Annotated in this window: 19 protein-coding genes; 2 read left to right on the top strand and 17 right to left on the bottom strand. The window is 56.5% G+C overall.

All coding sequences use genetic code 11. The features are described 5' to 3' along the window. Positions 1–52: 52 nt before the first annotated feature. The 6 genes from Q0753_RS00900 to Q0753_RS00875 form a co-directional block, all read right to left on the bottom strand. Positions 53–3,439: an N-6 DNA methylase gene (locus Q0753_RS00900; RefSeq protein WP_298715882.1), complete on the bottom strand. Its 3,387-nt coding sequence runs from the start codon at positions 3,437–3,439 to the stop codon at positions 53–55. A 95-nt stretch (positions 3,440–3,534) separates the two neighbouring features. Then, entirely contained in the window at positions 3,535–6,999 is a 3,465-nt protein-coding gene (gene brxC / locus Q0753_RS00895) for a BREX system P-loop protein BrxC (protein ID WP_298715881.1), read from the bottom strand. A 29-nt stretch (positions 7,000–7,028) separates the two neighbouring features. Further along, the gene (locus Q0753_RS00890) at positions 7,029–7,574 is read right to left on the bottom strand and encodes a DUF1788 domain-containing protein (protein WP_298715880.1); all 546 of its coding nucleotides are present in this window, start codon (positions 7,572–7,574) and stop codon (positions 7,029–7,031) included. Next, positions 7,567–8,346, bottom strand: a complete 780-nt coding sequence (locus Q0753_RS00885) for a hypothetical protein (protein WP_298715879.1) — start codon at positions 8,344–8,346, stop codon at positions 7,567–7,569. The genes Q0753_RS00890 and Q0753_RS00885 overlap by 8 nt, the downstream gene beginning before the upstream one ends. Then, positions 8,343–9,218 carry a WYL domain-containing protein gene (locus tag Q0753_RS00880; protein ID WP_298715877.1) on the bottom strand — a complete coding sequence of 292 codons (876 nt, stop codon included), beginning with the start codon at positions 9,216–9,218 and terminating at the stop codon, positions 8,343–8,345. Before Q0753_RS00880 ends, Q0753_RS00885 begins: the two co-directional genes overlap by 4 nt. Positions 9,219–9,414: 196 nt before the next feature. Further along, complete coding sequence (locus tag Q0753_RS00875) at positions 9,415–10,671, bottom strand: ADP-ribosylglycohydrolase family protein (protein ID WP_298715875.1); 1,257 nt, start codon at positions 10,669–10,671, stop codon at positions 9,415–9,417. 494 nt (positions 10,672–11,165) lie between these two features. Between Q0753_RS00875 and Q0753_RS00870 the strand changes: the two genes are divergently transcribed. Together Q0753_RS00870 and Q0753_RS00865 are read left to right on the top strand one after the other, a co-directional pair. Continuing rightward, positions 11,166–11,420 carry a hypothetical protein gene (locus tag Q0753_RS00870; protein ID WP_298715873.1) on the top strand — a complete coding sequence of 85 codons (255 nt, stop codon included), beginning with the start codon at positions 11,166–11,168 and terminating at the stop codon, positions 11,418–11,420. Between the two features lie 15 nt (positions 11,421–11,435). Beyond that, entirely contained in the window at positions 11,436–11,561 is a 126-nt protein-coding gene (locus tag Q0753_RS00865) for a hypothetical protein (protein WP_298715870.1), read from the top strand. Here Q0753_RS00865 and Q0753_RS00860 read toward each other — a convergent pair. From Q0753_RS00860 to Q0753_RS00810, 11 genes are all read right to left on the bottom strand, one after another. Next, on the bottom strand, positions 11,543–12,562 hold the full coding sequence (locus tag Q0753_RS00860; RefSeq protein ID WP_298715868.1) for a WYL domain-containing protein: 1,020 nt from the start codon (positions 12,560–12,562) through the stop codon (positions 11,543–11,545). The genes Q0753_RS00865 and Q0753_RS00860 overlap by 19 nt on opposite strands. Before the next feature lie 119 nt (positions 12,563–12,681). Next, entirely contained in the window at positions 12,682–13,641 is a 960-nt protein-coding gene (locus Q0753_RS00855) for an ATP-binding protein (RefSeq protein ID WP_298715866.1), read from the bottom strand. Continuing rightward, positions 13,607–13,828 carry a hypothetical protein gene (locus Q0753_RS00850; protein WP_298715864.1) on the bottom strand — a complete coding sequence of 74 codons (222 nt, stop codon included), beginning with the start codon at positions 13,826–13,828 and terminating at the stop codon, positions 13,607–13,609. The genes Q0753_RS00855 and Q0753_RS00850 overlap by 35 nt, the downstream gene beginning before the upstream one ends. Positions 13,829–13,851: 23 nt before the next feature. Next, on the bottom strand, positions 13,852–14,037 hold the full coding sequence (locus Q0753_RS00845) for a hypothetical protein (RefSeq protein ID WP_298715862.1): 186 nt from the start codon (positions 14,035–14,037) through the stop codon (positions 13,852–13,854). 263 nt (positions 14,038–14,300) lie between these two features. After that, positions 14,301–14,648: a YkvA family protein gene (locus tag Q0753_RS00840; protein WP_298715860.1), complete on the bottom strand. Its 348-nt coding sequence runs from the start codon at positions 14,646–14,648 to the stop codon at positions 14,301–14,303. Between the two features lie 14 nt (positions 14,649–14,662). Then, a complete protein-coding gene (gene radC, locus Q0753_RS00835) occupies positions 14,663–15,160 on the bottom strand; it encodes a DNA repair protein RadC (RefSeq protein WP_298715858.1) in 498 nt (165 codons plus the stop codon). A 179-nt stretch (positions 15,161–15,339) separates the two neighbouring features. After that, complete coding sequence (locus tag Q0753_RS00830; protein ID WP_298715856.1) at positions 15,340–16,248, bottom strand: hypothetical protein; 909 nt, start codon at positions 16,246–16,248, stop codon at positions 15,340–15,342. Then, a complete protein-coding gene (locus tag Q0753_RS00825; protein ID WP_298715854.1) occupies positions 16,245–17,228 on the bottom strand; it encodes a lambda-exonuclease family protein in 984 nt (327 codons plus the stop codon). Before Q0753_RS00825 ends, Q0753_RS00830 begins: the two co-directional genes overlap by 4 nt. A 76-nt stretch (positions 17,229–17,304) precedes the next feature. Next, on the bottom strand, positions 17,305–18,258 hold the full coding sequence (locus tag Q0753_RS00820) for a DUF932 domain-containing protein (RefSeq protein ID WP_298715853.1): 954 nt from the start codon (positions 18,256–18,258) through the stop codon (positions 17,305–17,307). Positions 18,259–18,388: 130 nt separating this feature from the next. Beyond that, entirely contained in the window at positions 18,389–18,595 is a 207-nt protein-coding gene (locus Q0753_RS00815) for an AlpA family transcriptional regulator (protein WP_298715851.1), read from the bottom strand. Positions 18,596–18,689: 94 nt separating this feature from the next. Beyond that, on the bottom strand, positions 18,690–19,358 hold the full coding sequence (locus Q0753_RS00810; RefSeq protein ID WP_298715849.1) for an inovirus Gp2 family protein: 669 nt from the start codon (positions 19,356–19,358) through the stop codon (positions 18,690–18,692). Positions 19,359–19,969 lie beyond the last annotated feature (611 nt).

Here is a 19,969-nt window from a genome sequence, read left to right as displayed (position 1 = left end):
CCGCCGCCCGGGTGTTCCAGGCCGGCGGTGCCGTGATATGCCGCTACCCGGATTATGCCCGATTCTGAGCGGCTTTTTTCCCTGCCATGCTCAGGTGGTGGTCGTTGATGCGATCGCCTTCCTTGCCGCCGTATTCCAGGCCCAGGTGATACCAGGGGGCGGAGGGCACGTCGCTGCCGCGGTCCTTGGTCCATTTGATATTGGGTTTGGCGCGCAGTATGCCGGCGTCTTTTTTGCCCATGTCTTTGGCGGTCATAAAGGGGCGAATGTTCAGGCGTACGCCGTCGTTAAGATCGGGCTCCCAGCCAATGGGCTGCTCGGCGAGCGGCTTCCAGCGCACGAAAATATCGTAGGGGGCTTCGCCTTCGAGAATGGCTTCCAGCTCTTTTTTTAGGCTTTCGGCGGCGGCCAGGCGTACATCGGCGCCGTCTTCGCCATTGGCCATGGCGCTTTGCTGGCTGCGGATCCAGTCGCCCAAATAGGTGTAGATCAGCCGCTCCAGGCCGGCCTTGTCGAGCTTGTGGTAATTGACCAGGGCGCTGAAGCCATCTTTCAGGCCGTCCCAGATGTGCCAGATAAAGGGTCTATGCTGGAACAGTTTGCAGTGCTGCTCAAAGAACTTGTCGCGCAGCCAGAGGCTGAGTGACTTGCTGCCTACTGTGTCCAGCAGACGTTGCTTGAGCGGGGTGGTCCAGGCCTGGCCGTAGGCATCCTGCAGCAGGGCTTCCAGCCGAATATCGGCGGCCTTTTCACCGCGCACCGCGGGCAGACAGACGATGCCATCGTCGTCGGCATGGATCAGCAGCTTGTCGCTTTCTCCCAGCCAGTGCAGCATCTCCTGGGCCAGCTCCATGTCGTCATCCAGCTCCGCCGGCCAGCTGTAACCCAGCAGGCGGGCCACCGCCACCTGCAGCACGGTGTCGTCTACCCGCAGTTCGCCCTGGGCGGTCCATTTTTTTTCTTCATCCCAGACCACGGAGCCACAGGGATGGCCATGGAAGATCCACTGAGTGGGATCATTGCTATAGGGTTGAGGCAGGCCATTGGGGTATTGCTGTTCGGCGACTTTGGTCCAATGTTCAAGGTCGAAAGGGATCTTTACTAATGTTGCATTAGTAACGTTTTTCTTTTTATCTATTTTGCGTACTTCATCGTGAAAGTTAGGACTAGAGCAAAATGTCCAAATCGCAGCAAGGTGTTTATCATCTGCAGGGATAATTGCTGCGCTTGATTGATCGTATTTGTCACCAGAATAGAGCGTTGCAGGTAGCGATCTAGTCTGGCGTATTGCAACTCCCTTTTTCTCCCAAGCTTCTACACCTTGAATCCTTGCCTGACTTGAAGTGCTGAGGCTACCATTTGAACCTTCCCATCGAACCATGCCATCCCTTCCATTAAAATGTCTCGATAAGTCACAAGGTAGCTGGAAAAACTTCCAAGTTTTTTGGTTTTTGTGTTCAAACACTTCCCAGTATTGATATAGATATCTTGGGGCATCACCATTCTGGAGCCCTACATAAGAGCCTGCATAGGTCAATAGTAAAGGTGTTTTTGAAGTCTCAAATAAACCAATCCTATAATCTGGGTTTTTAAGTTGTTGATGCTGTTGGTAAAGTTCTGGCTTGACTTCTAGCAGGGTTTTGCTTTTGTTGCTGGGTGTTTTAATTTTTGTTGCATTAATTCCAAAGTAAAGATTGTTATTTTCTGGCTCGTTTCTAGTAAAAGATATTAATGCAGTGAAGGCCCCGGAAGCTTGAGGGCTTTCAAAGGCGTGCTCGCCTAAGTCAACTAGACTATTCCAAGTTGCATTCATTAAAAGCTCTTTCCGGACTTTTTCGTATGATTTCAGGAATAACCATTCGTGGGGCGTGACTGCTGTTAGTGTTCCTCCGTTTGCAAGCATCTCTTTGAGGCGTAGAATAAAGGCGGTTGCTAAGTTTGCTTTTCCTGAATGGTGATGTGTTTCAATATGCTTTTGAAGCTTAAGATCTAGCTGTTTTGTTTCTTTGAATGGAACATTAGTCGCTATCCACTGATACTTTTCGACAAGTAAGTTGGCTGCTTTTGCAGTTCCTTGAGCAACTACATTCATCTCATTTGTGTCAAAGCTCTCTTTTCCAGAAAGAGCTTGAGTGAGCGTGGTGGCTACTACAGACCAGTCTAACTCAAAAAAGGAGTCTTTGTTCAACCCAAGTTCTGGCTGTATTAAGCTGCCAAGGATTGGAGCGTCACGGAACTGCTCATACAAAATATCGAGAGCCAAACAAAGATCTTCATCTTCTCCAGCCAAGGCGAGCCATTCATCTTTTTTCGCGCTAACTGGCAAACCACTGCAGGCCAGGTGCAGCTCGGGCAGGGTGCGATAGCCGCCGGCACCGGGGTAGCGCCAGGCTTCCAGCGCCACCGCAAAGGCCGCCAGCTCCACACAGCGCTGGTCCAGCTCCAGGCCGTGCAGGTTTTCGCTCAGTACCCGAACGATGGCGGTGCGGGCATCCAGGTTTTCCAGCGTCATGCGCATGGGCACCAGCATTAAAAAGGCCGCCACCAGAAAATGGCCGGAGCCACAACAGGGATCCAGGGCTTTCAGATCGCTCAGGCGTTTGGGCCAGGCGTCAAAGGTGCCGGAGGCGGGTTGCCATTGCTGGGTAGCGTCGTCTTTTACAAAGCGCAGGTAGCTTAAAGGCACGCCGGGAATGGCGGCCTGGTCGCGCAGCGTTTGTTCGCTCTGGGCCTTGTGCCAGTCGCTGTCTTTTGATGAGAGCGACAGCCGCTGGCCGGCCCACCAGGCCCCCAGGCTGTTGTCGAGCAAAAAGCTCACCATATAGGGCTCGGTAAACAGCTGGGTGACCGGCGACAGCTCGTCGGCACCGATTTTTACCTCGGACTTGTTCACTTCTTCTTTGCGTTTGCTCTGCCAGAACTGGTATACCCAGCCCAGGCTGTCCTGGGCCTGAAAGGTCTCCAGGGCCAGGCCGGTGACCAGTTGCTCCAGGGTGCGCTGGTGCTCGGGGGCCAGCTCCAGCTCAAACACCGGTGAGTCGATACGAAAGATCTGCGGCAGCATTTTGGAGGCCAGCACCCCGGCCAGCTCCCAGCCGCTGGTGCAGCGGGCTTCCTGCTCGTCCCGGGCAATGTCCGGCTCCTGCACCAGCTCGTTGCACTCCGCCAGGGTCAGGGCGGTATGCTGGTCGTACATCAGCAGCTGGTTCTGCTCCAGAAAACGGGCAAACAGCATGCGGTGCCAGTGCTCGTAGGCCACCTCGGCCACCAGCTTGCCGGTGCTTTGCTGGCCATTGCTCTGCTTGATGTCGCCCAGCTGGCGGCCATGGGCCCGCAGCCGGTTACGCAACTGCTTTTGCTCATCGCTCAGGTAGTCGGCGGCCTTGGCATCGCCCACGCCCAGGCGGGCCAGGGCCTGGGCCGCGGCCCGCTCGGCCACCTCCCGCGCCTTGATAACGGTGGCTTCCAGCGCCCGGCGCAGGGTTTTTTCCAGAGGAATACGGCTGTTCATGGTTGCATTGATTGGTGTGTTCATCAGAAGGTCACCGGTCCGTCACTGAGTTTGTCGAGGATCTGCTGTTTTACCTGAGCCAGCCACGCATCCACTTCGGCTTCGCTTTCAAAGGTGGTGCGGGGCAGGCTGATGCGCTGCAGCTTGGGCTGCAGCAGTTGCACCGCTTCCAGCCGGGCGCTGTCGAATTTGCTGGCCAGGGAGTCGGTGCGATCGCGCCATTGCTCCAGGCTGACTTCGGTCAGGGCGTCGATAATGGCGTCTGCATCGTTCAGCCCGGGCTGGGGCAGGGCCAGCAGGTTGCGTTTGCTCAGCATGGCGTTTTGCTGCTCGGGGCTGAGCTGCTGCCAGTGGCTGTCGGCCTCCAGCTGGGCCAGGCAATGGGCATGCTGGCTGCAGTAGGCATCAATATGGTGGTTGATGGCATTGCGCAGATTGGTGACCAGTTGCTGGATCAGGCTGCGGGTGGGGTTGGGCTCGTCCAGTATGGAACGACGGGCCAGAATGGCGTCCACCTCCTCTTGTACCTGCTCATGAAAGGACAAGTCTTTGCTCAGCCTGAGCAGCTCACACAGCTGGGTCCAGTCTTCCCGGCGGGAGGCGATGCGCTCGGCGGTGCCGGCCCAGTTGGTGATGGCGGTTTTAATGTCGTCCTGATGGTCCAACACCAGCTTGAGCTGGGCATTGTTGGACTGACGGGCCAGCTCATCAAAGACGGTGGTGCTTGGGTGCTCGGGGAAGGGCGCTCCCCCCCCGGCTCTGGTCGCCAGGCTGCGGCCTTTTTCAATCAGCTCTACCAGTTTGCTGCCTTCTTCCCCGGATTGGCAGGGAATGCCGCAGGCGGTGAGTACGCCACGAATTTTGATTAAATCCACCGGGCGTATGGTAATGCTCTCGGGCTTGAAGCCGGTCTGGGCAATGTGCTTGCGTTCCAGCTTGCTGAGCGGCACGGCATTGCCGCTGGCGTCTTCGGTGATCAGAATGCCGGCGGCCACCAGGGTAAAGAGGGCGCCGTCTATGGCATCCTGAGGCCAGCCGTAAGGGGCTTGCTGAAACTGCTCGCGAATTTCCTTGCCCTTTTTCGATACGCCGATAAAGCGCTTGATCTGGGCGCACACCGGGTGCTGCTCCGGATCGCCCTTGAACTCGACCGCTTCCAGGGCGTTCTGGCCACCGTCCTTGCCGGCACGGGTAAAGACGGTGCCCCAGCCGGTGTGGTCGGCGGCGTCAAATTCACGGTACAGGCGGATTAACGAGGCTCGGGCGGCGGTGTCTACTCTGTCGGTAATGGTGTTGCCGTCCACTTCGCTGCCACCGGACTGCAGCACCAGAACGCCGTCGAAAATTTCGCGCAGCAGCGCCTCCACCTGTTTTTTGGCGTCTCGGTGGCGGGTTTCCATGGCGGTGCGGGCATCCTTGCCGGCGTCGGTGTTGGGAATGCCGCGCTTTTGCAGGGTGGCGTCCGCCGCATGCTCGGCAATAATGGCGTTGGTCAGCTCGGAGCGGTTGCGGGCCGGCACAAACAGAAAAATGGTGGGCTCGGCGGGCGGACGGCGGCGGGCTTCACTGACAAAGCTCTTTTCGTCCATGCTCCAGCCGTCCTGCAGCCAGACGTAAATCTTTTTGTCGGCGTCTGCCGGCAGCTCGGCCTCGGTGCAGAGGAGCACCTGGCGCGGCTCGTTGCATTTGCCCTGGGTCAGGCGCACCTGGGCAATTTGGCTGCGCACGGTTTTGTGCAGCAGATCGACGCGAATGTTTTCAATGCGCTGCATGTTGCCGCGCAAGTCGGCCTCTTCCTGGCGGAAGGTGTCGTACCACTGGGCGCTTTCCTGGGTTTGCAGCCGGTATTCGGTGCCCACGCTGGTTTTCATGGCCATTACCAGGCCGTCGTCGGCCAGGGCCTGCAGCAGCTGGGGCACTCGAGTGCGAATGGCGTCTTTGCCGTTGCTCAGGTTGTCGATCAGCAGGTCCGAGAGCATATCGGCGGTGGCCCGCACGCCGCAGTCGGCGGTGGGATCGGTGGGCAGTTTGCCGATAAGCAGGATCAGAGCCAGAATGCGGCCCTTGAGCTGATCCTGTTCGTTGCCGGCAGAGAAGCGGCCAATGACTTCGGAAATTTCCTTGGAAATCACCCCGGTTTGCAGCAGGTTTACCGCAATCTGGTTGTAGATGAAATCGGCGGGCACCACATGGCCCAGAGGCTCATCGGCGGTGGCCTGGGCGGCCTCGTGGATCACCTTGAGCTGGTTGCGCAGCTGCGACACTGTGCCGGTGGTATCCACAATGCGCAGCACCTTTTCCCAGAAGCGGCGGCGCACCGGCAGCAGCGGGTAGTCCGCCAGCATGACCTGTTCATCGTCGCGGTGATGTTCAATTTTGGTGCCGCGCAGCTGGCGTGAAATTTCTCCCAGGTGGTTTTTCAGCACCTGATCCAGCTCGGGCTTGGCGGATTCCTTTTTCTGCAGGATCACCTTGCGGATCACCGACTCCACGTCGGTGTCGGACAGCTGAATGGGGATCTGAAAGCGGCCCATCAGGCGCTGCAGGTTGGGCATGCCGGACAGCGCACTTTGTCCGGTGGCGACAAACAGCAGCTTGTTGGCAAACGCCGAGTGTTTGCAGCAGGTTTCCACCACTTCCTGCACCTGGTGCGCCTTTTCGGCGTCGGTGCCCACGTATTGCTGCACCTCGTCCAGCACAATCAGGGTGGCGGGGAACTGGCCATCCTGTGACAGGGCCTCGGCGATGGCATCCACCATTTGTTTGTTGGTGACATCCTGCACATGAGGGTATTGCTCTTTCAGCAACTGGCGCATTTGTTTGATGTCGGAGGCCAGGGTGTTGTCCACCTCCAGCAGTGCGCCGGCAATGCTGCGAGACATATAGAGGTCGTCCAGCTCGTCGAGCCAGTCGTCGTCTTCTGCTTCCACCAGGGCTTTTACCTGGTCCAGTAGGCCTTCTTTTTTCAGCCACAGCACAAAGCGGGCCTGGTGATATTGTTCGGGCAGGCCGGCCGATTTGAATACGATGTTGAGCAGCGCCAGGCGCACGTTGTTGTCGGCGCCGGCCCCCAAAGTGCCGGAGGCGGCATGCAGGCCACCGTGGCGGGCGGCGGTGATGCTGAGCTCCTTCAGGTGATCCTGAATTTCCTGAGGCAAATCGGCAATGTCCCGGGCCGAGACGCCACCGCCGAACGGCTGGTTTACCCACAGCGCCCGCAGCATTTTGGCCAGGTGGGATTTACCCGAGCCAAAGAAGCCGGAAATCCACACACCGGGCTGCTCGTGGCCGTCGGCCAGGTTGCGCAGATAGGTGGAGAGAATTTTCTCCATGCCGGCTTCGTATTCGCCATCGCACACGAAGGTTTCGAGTTCGTAGCGCAGGGTATTCAGGGCCTGGGCGGACTGATCGTCCTTAACCTCGGCCACGCCGTTGTTGGCCAGCCGGTTTTTGGTTGGGTCGAGCTGGTAAATATCGCGGTTAAGCATCCTGTTCGTGCTCCTTTGTTTTTTTATTGTTAGTTGTCTGCGGTAATGGCGGTGGCCTGATAGCCCCAGCCGTCCCTGGCATCCAGCAGCCGGTAGGTGTTGTCTGTGTATTCACCGGGAAACAGCACCAGCAGCCGGCCCGGAACATGCACCGACAGCTGTTTTACAAAGTCCGAGACCGAGGCAAAGCCAAACAGAGTGCTGCAGCCAATGAGGGCAACCAGGGTGTTCTCATTGGCCTGCTCGCCAATTTTCTCGGCCAGCATGTCGACGGCCTGGCGGGCAAACTTTTTGTATTTGGGGGCCAGACTCTCGGGCTCTTCAAAGTAATCCTCGCGGTATTTCTGGCTGGCCATCCACTCGGGAAACAGGCGGGTGATATCCAGCTCCAGCCATTGGTGTCCGGCACTTGCCGTAGCCAGGCGAAACTCTTCCACTCGTGCACGCAGCTTCAGCTCGTCTTCCTTGTGGTAAACGGCAAACAGCACGCGCTGTTCATCGGCCAGCCCCGGCATCCAGGGAATGTTGATAAAACCAGAAAAGCTTTTAATCAGTCGGTTCAGTCGGTTACTCATACAGCCAGGTCTCCTCTTCCTTGGTGAGGTAGCCCGGGAAAGTAACTTCCACGACCTCACTGGAGTGTTTGAATGTGATCAGTCCCGCATGGCTGGCCATTCTGGCGTGCTCCAGCAGTCGCTCGGTCCGGCACTCCAGCATGCGTGCCCACTCGGTAGTAAACAAGCGGTTGCCCGTTGCCCCCTGCAAATATCCTATAAACAGGGCAAAGGCCACGTTGACGGGCCGAATAACCGGCTCGCTGCGCGACTTTTTGGTTCTGCCCTTGAGGTAGCCGGCTTTGGTCCAGGTGCCGTTAACATTCTGCGCCAGGGACTTGAGAGTAGCGGGGCTGAAACGGTCCGGGCACTGCTCTGCCAGTATCTGCTCCATCTGTTCGCGAACGATGGGCTGGCCCAGCTCCAGAGACAGTATTTTGGCTTTGGACAAACGCAATAAAGAGTCGCGTGTCAGGCTCATCTGGCAGGCCAGTACAGTCCGCGCCTGTTCATCGCACTCCCAAAGGCGGCGAAACACGCGAAACAGCGGAAGATCAGGGCTCATGCCGTACAAATCCACCAGGTGCTTCCAGGTGAGCTGGCGGGCCTTTTCGGTAGGCTTGTGCAGTACGTTGAAGTGCTCGATATCTTCCTGATACTGGGCTGGACTTGCCTCGGGAGGCCGCCCTTCAAATAGGGTTGTGATTTCAGCCAGCATCATGGTGCGGCTGGCGTGGGCACCGTTGCGGCCGTATTTAAAGCCGAATTTTTCCTGTGTTGCCTGGGGTGTCATATCGGCTTGGGCTCCTTGTTAAAACCGGGTGCCAGGGTGAAATTGGACAAAACGTCAGTGTGCTTTTGAATTAGTGCCGAGACGTTGCGTAACCACAGATGATGCTCTGTTGCAGACAGATGGTGGTTTGCGGAAGCATCGACATTCCAGTATCTGAGCAGATATCCGGCGCGGGCGGCTCGGGTGGTCAGCTGCAGACTGTAGTGGCCATGCCGTTCTGCCATGCCATAGTCGTGAGCAACGGCCTCGGGGTAGGCCAACCCTGGGTGTGGCACCAGCTCAAGTGTCAGCAGGGTATTCCAGGCCAGATCGGCGTCTTGTTGTTCGTGACTTTGTACCGCCGGCGAGTTGCTCTGCTCGACACCAACAATGCGCATGCAGGCGAAATCCCGAAAGCTTTCATGCTTGCGGTCGTAGGCCCGCAGATACCAGCGCTTGCCGTTGTTGGCGAGGCTATGGGGTACCAAAGTGCGTTCGCTGCTGCCCGAGCTCAGCGACAAATAGTGAATCTTTACCGCCTGCTGCTGGCTGATGGTCCGGCTGAGCGGGGCCAGTATGTCTGGAGGGGGAGTGCTCAGATCCGGCATATCTTCACAAAAACCGTCACTGGCCGCTTCTGTGATGACGCCGTTACCAAAGCCATGAGCCAGTATGTTCAGTACTGTCCGGCTGTCGTGCTCAAACAAAGGCTGAAAATCAGATGTGCGATGGTAGCGTTTGTCTTCGTGACGCATTTCCAGGTTATCGGGAGCCAGGTCGCGGTAGAGGGTGAAATCCCGGGTGCCGGAAGCCACGGCGGTGCCGAAGTGCGCCATCAGCTCGCCACGGCCAACCGAGCCATGGTATTGCAGGCAGAAATCGATAAACGCCAAGCGTTCGCGCTGAGCGTGAGAATGACTGCTGAGTTGAGCAGAAAGGGCCGGCACTGTTATCCCGTTATTTTAATAGAAGAAGCGTACCTTAAGACATCCAGGAGAGGGGTGCAATCATTTTGATTTCCTCCGGATGGCAAGAGGTATTTTGGTGAAAGTGGCCTTTATTCAGTACGGTATTGCCATTCTGGCCTTCTTACCACCCCGGGTAGCGCTCTTCAATCCATAGTGAAATGTCTGTGTTTTCATTGTCGTCATAAACCGCTGGCACGAAGCTGATATCCGCAGCCATCTGGGTAATTACTTCTCTCAGTTCCAGCTCGGCCAGCCAGTGCGCGGGAATGGCTTCTGGGCCATGGATGAGGCCCAGCAGGTTGCCGGCGATCATGCCAGTACTGTCGCTGTCGCCGCTATGATTAACGGCCATGGTGATCCCATCTTCCAGGTTGTGGGCGCATAGGGCACACCAAAGGCCGATGGCCAGGGCTTCTTCTGCTACCCAACCACCTCCCAGTTTTTCAATGCCCTTCGGGGTAGGGCGGGCTCCTTCTTGATGAAGCTTTAGTACCAGTTCAAGTATTGTTTTTGTTTCTGCCATTCCAGGCAGGTCGCCATGCTCTTTCAGGGAGCTCGAGCATGCTTCTAGCAGAGACATGGAATGCTGCCAGATGCGTTGCAATATGTCGGCAAATAGTCCGGCTGCTAGATAGCCAGTGGGATGGCCATGGGTGAGCCTGGCGGTGTCACTGGCAAGCTCAAAGGCTCCACTAAAAAAAGCGCAAGGCGCCACCCGCATCACGCCACCACATCCCTTGCTGTTGTTTACCGCCGGCTCACCAAAGCTTGAGCTGAGGCGCAGAGCATTCACGCAGGTATTGCCCGGCGCCCTTCTTGCCCAGAGGGCACTTTCCTTGATTAGCCAGCCGTCTTTACCCACATTTGTTGTCGGTGAGATATTTTGGGTAAGTAGCCACCGCAAAAGGGCATGATGGACCACGGCAGGAGGATGGCAGATTCCTCGAGATTCCGCTCGCACCACGGCACGGAGTAGTCCTTCTGCTGTAAACAGCATCATCTGGGTATCGTCGGTGATGGCACCTTTGCGACCGTAAGCTTTGGTCATAGCACGGATACCTTGAGAGCCGAATTCGTACAGAATGTTTGTCCAGCTCATAAACTCTACAGCAGCGCCAAGTGCATCCCCTGCGGCGCCACCGAGTAGACAACCGAGGATGCGAGCAGGGTCACGGGCAAATAGTCCGGGACTAGTCGCAATACTCCATTTGTTAGAGAAGTCTGACGTCAACGGTAACGGATGAATATGGCCTTGTTCGTCCTGTCCCCAGAGCAGGGGGCGTGGATAGTGGGGGCTGCACTGGATGACTCGCAGTCTCTGACTTGTGTGATTATGCTGCAGACAATGGAATAGCATTGGCTTAATTGTGTTGGACATGTTTAGTGCTCTTGGTCGGTGAAATAATAGCTGAGCTCTTTGTCTTTAGCATACTTTTGTGTCGGGTAACGGCGAAAATATGTGCCAAGGTGACAAAAGTTGGGCCTGAAGTTGGCATAGAAACAAACCCTGTTTTTGAAATGTCGGTAAAGCGAATAGCTGGACGATAGGACATGCTGGCGACACTTGGCGTCGCTTGTTAGGCCAGGCGAGGATCGTTACTCTGTGGAGCAACGACAAGATAACGACCAGGGAGCGGCACTGACCCACGAGATCCTGAAGGAACGCCAACGCAGAGAACGAGAGACCCACACGGAGTGGCTGGCCCTGCGGGTACACCGATCCCTGATTTGGCTGCACCGGGCTGAACAGTGTGATGACGAAGACGGCCGCTTTGTATTCCTGTGGATTACCTTTAACGCAGCCTATGCCAACGAACTAGGCGAACAGCGCATGCTGGAAGGGGATAAATTCAATCGTTATCTGGCCGGCTGGTGGAGCTGGACACGAGGCGGCAGCTTTACGATCTGGTCTGGCAGCGTTATTCCGGGGCCATTCGAGTGTTGCTCGACAATCCCTATGTCTATCAGCCGTTCTGGGATCATTGCAATGGCCTGGCGACGGGAGAAAACTGGGGAAACCGATTTGCCGCTGCCAAGCGGTTTGCCAATGCGGCGCTGGCTGGTAAGGAAGCGGCCAGTGTGCTGGCAGTGGTGTTTAACCGGCTGTATACCCTGCGCACGAGCTGATCCTGGAATAGCCACATGAACCGACAGCAACTGCGCGACGCTAACGCCATTTTGGGGGAGCTGGTGCCGGTGATCATCGGCATCATGATGGACCATGCCGAGCTGGTATGGGGCGAAGCCAGTTATCCCTCGGTCAGCTGACATTCCTCCCGGGCATACATGGCCATCATCCTGCTGGCCTGCTCGGCGATGGCTTCTCGCCATTCAATAGGCTCTAATACTTCCACCCGGGCGCCAAAGCCCATTAGCCACCACTGGGTTTGCTGATCGTTGGGTACGGTGGCGGTGAGGGTGACCCAGCCGTTCTCGTCGGGCTTGGACAGCTGTTGCTGTTCGCTGACCGGGGTTTCCGCCAGAGTCCAGCCCACGCTTGGATCGATTCTGGCTACCAGTTGCACCTGTTGCCGGTCCAGCGGATAGCCGAAGGCGCCGTCGGCGATGTAGTTTTCCACTCTAAAGGTGGGGTGAGGCCGAAAAGATGATTCGCTCGGTGCCAGTTGCTGAATGCGGTGCAGGGCGAACTGGCGAATGTCTTCATAGTCGTTCACCGTGGCCAGCAGGTAGCTGACGCTATGGCGCACCACCAGCCCCTGGGGGTGCAGGGTGAACTGTTTTACTTCCTGTTTTTGTCTGCTGAGATAATGCACCTTTATCGCCTGGCGCTGGAGCAGGGCATCGCTGATGCCCTGCCACACCAGCGGGGTGATGGCCGCCGGCAGCAGTGCCTTGCCATTGGGAATGGCGCGCACCTGGCGGACCCATTCAGCAAAGCCATTTTCTCGCAGGCCGTCCAGAAACTTGCGTGCGTCGTGAAACTGAGGGCTGAGCTTGTCTACCGCTATTTGGGGCAACAGGCCCTTGAGGTATTCCTCCGCCAGCACTAGGGTCAGGGCGGTGGCGGTGTCCATGGCGGGCAGGGTGCTTTTGAAATTCGGGTCGAACGACCAGCGGTAGGGCCGTTCGCTCTGGTCGCAGATGAGCGGATAATGTCCGGATATTTTTTCCAGATCCCGCTGAATGGAGCGAAGGTTGACCGTGAAGCCCTTTTCTTCGAGCAGGGTTTGCAGGGTGGTTGTGGCCTTGTATTGGGGCGCACGCGGGATCAATTGCAACATGGCAATATGGCGGAAAAGGGTGTCCATGAGTGTTCCTGTTGTTGTATCGGCATCCTGACGTAAGCGGCAGAATACCCCATAAAGTGTTGTTTGTGTCTGTGGTTTGCGGGCGGTTCACACCGACTGTTAGGCCGGCTCTGTCGGCCTCAGTCGCCTATGGCCGCAAAGCCGATGGGCCTGGACTGCTCCCGGGTTTTCAGGGCGTGTTCCTGCTCCAGCCCGGCGAGCAGATTTTCCGGACTCAGGCGCTCGCCCCTCACGCTATATCGACGTAGCACGGCGGCGAAATCGCCTGGAGTCAGTTGCTCAAGCCGGATCAGGGCCGAATGCAGATGGGCGGCTTCCTGCTTCTGGAATTCCCCCTGTAGTTGCTGGCCCAGTACCGTATTGAAATACATCCAGGCCTGCTCTGCGTTGAAATAGTCAAAGCCTATCTTGAAGTCGAACCGGCGCAGGGCGTCCGCGTCCAGGTGATCCATAAAGTTGGTAGCCATCACCAGAATGCCTGGATATTGCTCCATTTGAACCAATAATTCGTTGACCTGACTCACTTCCCAGTTGCGCACAGCGCTGGCGCGGCTGGCCAGGAGGCTGTCAGACTCGTCAATCAGCAGGATGCCGCCACAGGCTTTGGCCTCGGCAAAGGCTGCGGCCAGCTTTTGCTCAGTGCCTTCCACATAGGGGGCGAGCAGGTCGGAGGCCTTTTTGGTGACCAGGGGTCTTTCCAACGCGTCGGCCAGGTGGCCCGCCATGGCGCTCTTGCCGGTGCCGGGGGGACCATAAAGGCACAGCCGGCCCATGCCGCTGCGTTTCAGCTCCCGGATGATGGGCCCCTGCGCAGTGTCGGTGGCGCATAGCGCTGGGTTGAACAGTGAAGGTTGGCGCTGCTGACTCAGCCGCTTCCAACGGTAGCCCAGGGCCTGATACAGGTTGGCCAGAATGTCTTCCATAGCGTTCTCCACTTTTTTAGCCTTGCGATATCCGAGTTTTTTTACCACCCAGGCCTTCCGGCCCTCGCAGGTCTGCTCGTTGAGCACGTCTTCCACCTCGTCGAACAGCACCAGGCTGTGGTTATCCTGGCGCAACACCTGCTGGCTGTTGGACAAAGGTGGTCAACAGGCTGCGAGGTCCGTCTTCCTCATACAGCAGAATGTCGTCCAGGCCGCGCATCAGCTCCAGGCCGTTGCCATGGCGCTCGGTCTGAACTAGGCCGCCCATCCAGTGTTGGTGCAGCAGCTCCAAGGTGTTGCTCAGCACATTGTCCAGCGGCACCAGCACCAGAAATGCCAGCATGTTGAGTTCAGCCTCTTCCAGTCCTAGGCTGTCGCCCAGCTGACGTCGGAAGGGGCCAGTGTGGATGCGTCCAGCCCGGGCTCCAGGGATTGCAGCAGTTCGTCCAACTCGTGGCGGTGTTTGCTCAAGGCCAGCCGGGCTCCGCCGGCCAGCACCAGCAGGCGCAGCGCCCACAGCAAGGGCAGCGGCGGGTGGGGTGAGTGTGACAACGCGCAAGTCTGTAGGCGTTTGCGCGGATGGTGGGGAAGGGTGTGCAGTGGTGGCATCGGCTGCTCCTGAAATGGGGAGGAGCCATCAGAGTATGGGGGCGGGCGACGTTTCGTGTCGTTTGGGTTGGTGCCCTGTCACCTGTCCGCCACGCAGGCGCTGTACCAACTGTCCAGACAGTGTTTTGACAGTAGCAACGGCAAGTAGAGATTGATTGCATTACTCGGAACAAAAAAAAAGCGACTCGCTGTCGCTTTTTTGCTTTTCAGTCCCCAAACCACTCCCGCAGCTTGCGGTCGGCTTGCAGCTCTACCTCGGCATCCACGTACAGCGAGATGGTGACCAGGGCGGCGCTCAGCACCGCTAGGTCATCGCTGTAGCCAATCACGAAAACAGCATCCGGAATGGCATCCAATGGGATGAGGAAGTAGGCCAGTGCACCATACACCACCGTCTTGGCCCAGAGCGGGGTCTCCGGCTTCTGGGCTGCGTAGTGCAGACACAGGCAGTGGCGGATCACTTCTTTACCTGCCCGGCGCAGGTTGGTCCTGAGCTTGCGCCAGAACCGTTGCTCGTTGAACTGGGGCTCCAGCTCATTTGGGTTGAACTCCATGGGGACTCCTTGGGTTAAATCTGGCCGCGCTCAGCCAGAGACACGCAGCCTTCCAAGCCAACAACCACATGATCCAGGGTGCGGATATCGACCAAGTTAAGCGCATCGCGCAGGCGCTGGGTAATGGCCACGTCCGCCCGGCTTGGCTCGGGATCGCCGGAAGGGTGGTTGTGCACAAAGATGGCGGCGGCTGCGTTGCAGGTTAAAGCCAGCTTGACCACCTCCCTGGGGTAAACGCTGGCGGCGTCGATGGTGCCGCGAAACAGCTGCTCGAAGCGCAGTATGCGGTGCTGGTTGTCGAGCAGGACCACCGCAAAAATTTCATGCTCGCATTCCTGCAGCAGGGTTTGCAGCGCCTCAAAGGTTTTGCTCGGGGCGTCGAGTACCCTGCCCTTAGCCAGCCGCCGGCGGGCCAGCTTGTGGGCCATGTGCAGAATGTCGGCCTCGGTCACCGGACCGGGGGCCAGGTAAGTGCCGGACTGCTCACCGGCGATAAAGATGTTATTGCTCATGGGATCCTCCAGGCATAAAAAAACGCCGCTCAATGGCGGCGCAGGAAAGGGATATGTATAACCAGGGCGTGAGGGCTAGAAGCGTTTCACTTCCAGATAAACTGAAACGACAACAATGATGATTAACAGCCCCCAGGCAAGCCATTCAATCCAGGGTTTGTTCATTCTGAGTCTCGTTTTTACTTGGTTGATGGAACGACAGTGCCGAGTTTGTTGGTCAGGCGAGTAGCCTTGACCAGTGTGGCAGGTTTGGCGTCTTGGGCAAGCTCAGGATGCTCGGTTTGCTCCGGGTAGAACTCGTCCAGTAACAGCGGGACTTCATCTTCACCGTCTTCAAACTGGCCGTTGTACAGCAGTTGCCTGGCGGTGTGTTCCAGGCTGGCCATGTCCACGCCAGCCTGCCGGTAGTGCTCGGCTTCCTGCAAGGCCGTGCTGACCGCTTTCGCCAGGGTGTCCTCGTCGCGCAGGGTTAAATCCACGTAGTACACCGGAGTGCGGTAAGACTGGGTTGTGCTCTTGGCCCTGAGCTTGAGTTGCAGTGCCAAGTGCCGGGTATGGCCACCGGTTACCGCCTCAAAGTACCTGAGCCGGGCCGCCAGGGTTCGCACCGAGTTGTAACCCGTGGTGCGAAAGATAAAGCTGCCCAGCTCGTCGTTCTGGCCTTCCACCTGCAGATTAAGGCGACCATAAAGCTTGCAGCCCTGCTCATGGGCAAAGCGGCAATACTCCGGCCCCGGGCAAGTCACTTCTTCTATTCCTCCTTCATTAACGCGTTTGGCGCTCTCGCCATTACCCACGCACAATGGCCGTCCGGTACTGCGATCAAAGGCGCTGTACTCGGCCCGCAGGTTCAGATCACTGTCGTTGAACAATACTCGCACCGGGATCGCCCGGATCTTGCCGTTGGCCGCCGTTTCAGCGTATTGCTGGTGCAGCGGATGCAGCATCCAGCCGTTACGGTTTTGAACCTGGGTGGTGAGGGTAAAGCTGTCGTCCTTTTCCGGCAGCCACTTGTCGTTTTTGTTGACCAGCTTGCCAATGCTGATCCGCCCAATAATGGGCGGTGTGATGGCCAGTCCCTTGATCATGACTTGCTCCTTTGCAGTTGCACGGTAAAGCGGCGAGAGCCGGGTACGGTTTTGCTGCAATGCTGCAGCCATTCAGGATGGGAGTTACTGAGCTTTTCGATATCGGGCACCACCCGATCACGGCTGCGTTTCCAGCTGATCTTTCCTTCCTGAAATACCGCTCCGCCGGCATCGCCCAGGGCGGCCTGAAGTTGTTGCTTGAGCCTGGACTCCCGGGCTTCGGCTTCTTCCTTCTTCTCCTTGGCACTTAGAAAGTGGCTGAACAGGGTGTTCATTTCCGCCGATTCGGTGAGATCCAGCACCGGTGTCTTGTCTTCGGGATAAAGCGCCTGCAGGGCCTGGCCGGCGTCTGCCGAACCGTCCGGCTCCGGCTGAGTGGCGTTGACCACGTGTTGCCAGAAGGCATTTTCCCGCCGAATGAGATCGGCAATTTTGTCGTCGTCCCGATTGATGCGGTAGATACGAAAATCCTGCCCGGCGATCAGTACCGCCACATCGGCCCAGGCGTGACCAGTGACGGCCAGCTGATGCAGCACCTGGCACTGATAGGCGAGGGGAATGCCCTGCTCCCACTGGGGCGCGGAGTGATAGCCGGCGGTCTTGATCTCCAGCGTGCCCACGCCATCGGGGTGTCCCAGCACTTCCCGATCCAGGTTGGCGAGCATGAAGGGATGATCCGGGTGCTGCAGCACCGCATTCACCCGGCGCACCTTGAGCTTGGTGCGTTGGGCATAAACGTAAGCCAGCACCGGCTCCAGCGTGGTGCCCCAGAACACCGCTTCGTTGTTGCTCAGGTCTGGGGCAGGACGACGATTAGTTTTCTCCAGCCAGAGTGACAAGGGGCTCTTGTAGGAAGAGAGTCCAATGGCCACGGCGGCATCGGATGAGCCAATACCGGACTGGCGCACCTGCAGCCATTGTTGGTGAGTGAGTGCCTTGGTGTCTGCCAGACGCAGGGCTTGAGAGTAACGAGTTTTCATGATGAGTCTCCTTAACGCATAAAGGCCCTGCTGGCTTTTGCCAGCAGGGCCTATGGGGGCTGTGTGAGTAATGAATTCAGGAAAGTAGGGCCATGGCCTGGCCGTAGGCTTTTTGCTTGAGCTGGGATCCGAGCCCAAACCAGGCGGAGTCGAGCCGGTTGTCTTGGCTGCGGGCACGGCGGTGATGATCCACAAACTCGGTCATGGCGTTCACCAGGCCCCAGGCGGTGTTTTTGCTGGAAGCCAGGTCAGCGCCCATACCGGCACCGTCGTACAGGCTCAGCAATTGCTGCATGGGTTTGGAAGGGGATAAATCGGTTTCACTTAAACATGGGTCGTCCAGCACTTCAGCAAAGAAGCGGTGCGCTTCTTCCGGTGAAACAGGGCGTTGGCTCATGGCCTTCAGGTCGCACATGAAGGTATCCCAGCTCGACAGGCCCAGCCCCAGGGCCTCTTTTACCTGTTTGGGGTTAAACACGGTGGAGTGGGGCACCTTGATGGCCCCGGCTTTCTGGTTAACGGCCACCTGCAAAGTGTTGTTGCACACCACCCGCACCGAGGTGAACTGTGCCGTGGTACACAGGGTGCCATCGCAACTGGTGGCCAGCAGCAGATAGCCCTTGATGTGATCGTTCCCCTTGAGCTTGTCTGCCTGGCCGGTTTTGGCCAGCGCCCACAGCTTGCGACCGCCTTTGAGCACACCGGCGGTTTCCAGCTCAAAGCCACCGGCATGCACCAGGTCTTTATAGAAATGCAGCACCTCCTTGGGCTGCACTACCTTGTAGCGATTGGATACCACCGACAGCGGGGCCAGAGTATCGGAGCGATACAGCACCTGAGCACCTTCGTGACTGCGCAGGAACAGTCCGTCATCGGCGGCGTTGAACATGACATCGCTTTGCTTGATGGACCAGTCCATGCCGGCCTCCTTGAGCCAGACCGACAGCGGCTGCTGGCGACTGAGCTGATTGCCCAGTCCATGCCAGGGCGTTTGGCCCACGTAGGCCATGGATTCGACGAGGTGAGACATAACAAATACTCCATTGACGCCTGGGAGGCCCAGACGAGGGGGGATTGGGCTGTGAGGCCCTGCAAATATCAGTAGGGTGATATGTTTTTGAAATAAACTTGAATGGTCTGCTTGCAGGGCTATAGACTTGCTACTGGTTTGGCTTGGTGGTGGTGTTGCCGTCTCGCAGAGCGATACGTTCGAGAATCCATTCCTGGATTTCACCTTCTATCCAGGCCACAGCACGTTCACCCAGGGGGACAGGTTTAGGGAAACTATCCTCGGATATGAACTTGTAGATAGTAGAACGAGCCAGCCCAGTGCAATCCATGACTTCTTTAAGTTTGATTAATCTCATGACGAACTCCGGTTGTTTTGGTCATGACATATGCCAGCTGTGTACAAATTTACGTTAGGTATCTGGTAGCGGAGTGGCTAAGGGTGATGCTGCTCTATTTTTGTGAGCAGCCAAAGCATCGCCGTCCATCACTGCGGTCTTTACTCTCAACCTTTGCTAGATAACTGGCTCGATAGTAAACCTCCTGATATTCCTGGAGGTGGTTAACAAGGTCGTTTCTGTTCATCTGGTAGAAGGGGTTCTGAGGGATGTGAACCAAGTGGTTTCTATTATCTGCATCTAGACCTAATGCACTATTCCATGCTTTACGGACCATATTGACCAGCACGTTGCTTTCGTTTTTATAACTCCCAATGAAGCGATAGGTGTCCTTGTTGAGAAATAGCATGACATGGTAGTGCTCCTTATGATTTTCACTCCTTTCTCTTGCCCATATGGACCGCAATGTGCACTTATGCACCCTGACGCCGGCCTTAATTCTCTTGCTCTGGTCATGATTAAGCTGAGCTTTTAGTGAGGCGAAAAACCTGGAGATGAGCTCCTCTTTGCTATTGGTGAAAAATACAGGGCTGTCTCTCTCCAGGTGACAAGCTGAAACTGAAGGCATCCTCAAATCCACCCTTATGGCAAGTGTTCTCGGGTGTTCGGTCAGTGCTTTTTCTAGGGTTTCCTTGATCCGAGAAAGGTGGCTCTGGTTCAGCTCTCCCCGATGACTAATTACTGTTGAGGGTGCGGTTGGTGATTGGCTTGGTTTGCTGTTCATTCTTCTTTCTTCCTATGGTCGTAGTCCATAGGAGTAGGCTTCAGTGTAATAATATATTTCTGATGATATTTGGGTTCGTTACTTCCCCTTGTGGGTTTGGGGGGGGGGCTGGCATGCATCTCTAAGGCTATAGAGTGATGATGGTTATATTAGACAAACCGACACGTTACTGAATCCTAGGGCTCAGCTAACAAAAGGGGACGCCTGGAAAATCACAAGCCTTAACGAGCAATGCTGAGGGAAGGGCGCTCTGGAGTTAACCACCATGAGCTCAATAAAGTAAGAAGTATAAGCTTAAATTAGCTGTGTTTTACCTGTAAGTTTCTGATTTTAATTGTTTATTGCCATTTTAATTAATGGTAAATAAGTCTGTAAAAACTAGATAATCTTACGTAATTTCGTTTGCAAAATTTCGTTAAATTAGTAAAAATTTACGTAGTAATATTTATTTTTTAGAGCTCCAGATGGCTAGGTGTTCACTCTGGCATTTTCTCTTCTACTGCTTGAGGTCGTAGGTCGTAGGTCGTAGGTCGTGGGTTTGTAGAATTACTATTTTTTTGTGTTAGGGGGGCTCAGCGAGGTAAGAGCCTCTTAATTTTTTTATAGTTGAG

Origin of the sequence: uncultured Oceanisphaera sp., from assembly GCF_947495715.1 — a bacterium.
GTDB lineage: Bacteria > Pseudomonadota > Gammaproteobacteria > Enterobacterales > Aeromonadaceae > Oceanimonas > Oceanimonas sediminis.
The sequence above is the reverse complement of the archived record's forward strand: the minus strand, read 5'-3'. Positions and strand labels throughout refer to the sequence as shown.

Excerpts from the sequence above, each read along its gene's own strand:
- radC (WP_298715858.1), bottom strand. The coding sequence starts at position 15,160 with ATGAGCAATAACATCTTTATCGCCGGTGAGCAGTCCGGCACTTACCTG.
- Q0753_RS00885 (WP_298715879.1), bottom strand. The coding sequence starts at position 8,346 with ATGACACCCCAGGCAACACAGGAAAAATTCGGCTTTAAATACGGCCGC.
- Q0753_RS00865 (WP_298715870.1), top strand. The coding sequence starts at position 11,436 with ATGAACCGACAGCAACTGCGCGACGCTAACGCCATTTTGGGGGAGCTG.
- Q0753_RS00850 (WP_298715864.1), bottom strand. The coding sequence starts at position 13,828 with ATGCTGGCATTTCTGGTGCTGGTGCCGCTGGACAATGTGCTGAGCAAC.
- Q0753_RS00815 (WP_298715851.1), bottom strand. The coding sequence starts at position 18,595 with ATGAGATTAATCAAACTTAAAGAAGTCATGGATTGCACTGGGCTGGCT.
- Q0753_RS00860 (WP_298715868.1), bottom strand. The coding sequence starts at position 12,562 with ATGGACACCCTTTTCCGCCATATTGCCATGTTGCAATTGATCCCGCGT.
- Q0753_RS00825 (WP_298715854.1), bottom strand. The coding sequence starts at position 17,228 with ATGAAAACTCGTTACTCTCAAGCCCTGCGTCTGGCAGACACCAAGGCA.
- brxC (WP_298715881.1), bottom strand. The coding sequence starts at position 6,999 with ATGCTTAACCGCGATATTTACCAGCTCGACCCAACCAAAAACCGGCTG.
- Q0753_RS00810 (WP_298715849.1), bottom strand. The coding sequence starts at position 19,358 with ATGAACAGCAAACCAAGCCAATCACCAACCGCACCCTCAACAGTAATT.
- Q0753_RS00830 (WP_298715856.1), bottom strand. The coding sequence starts at position 16,248 with ATGATCAAGGGACTGGCCATCACACCGCCCATTATTGGGCGGATCAGC.
- Q0753_RS00840 (WP_298715860.1), bottom strand. The coding sequence starts at position 14,648 with ATGGAGTTCAACCCAAATGAGCTGGAGCCCCAGTTCAACGAGCAACGG.
- Q0753_RS00875 (WP_298715875.1), bottom strand. The coding sequence starts at position 10,671 with ATGTCCAACACAATTAAGCCAATGCTATTCCATTGTCTGCAGCATAAT.
- Q0753_RS00890 (WP_298715880.1), bottom strand. The coding sequence starts at position 7,574 with ATGAGTAACCGACTGAACCGACTGATTAAAAGCTTTTCTGGTTTTATC.
- Q0753_RS00820 (WP_298715853.1), bottom strand. The coding sequence starts at position 18,258 with ATGTCTCACCTCGTCGAATCCATGGCCTACGTGGGCCAAACGCCCTGG.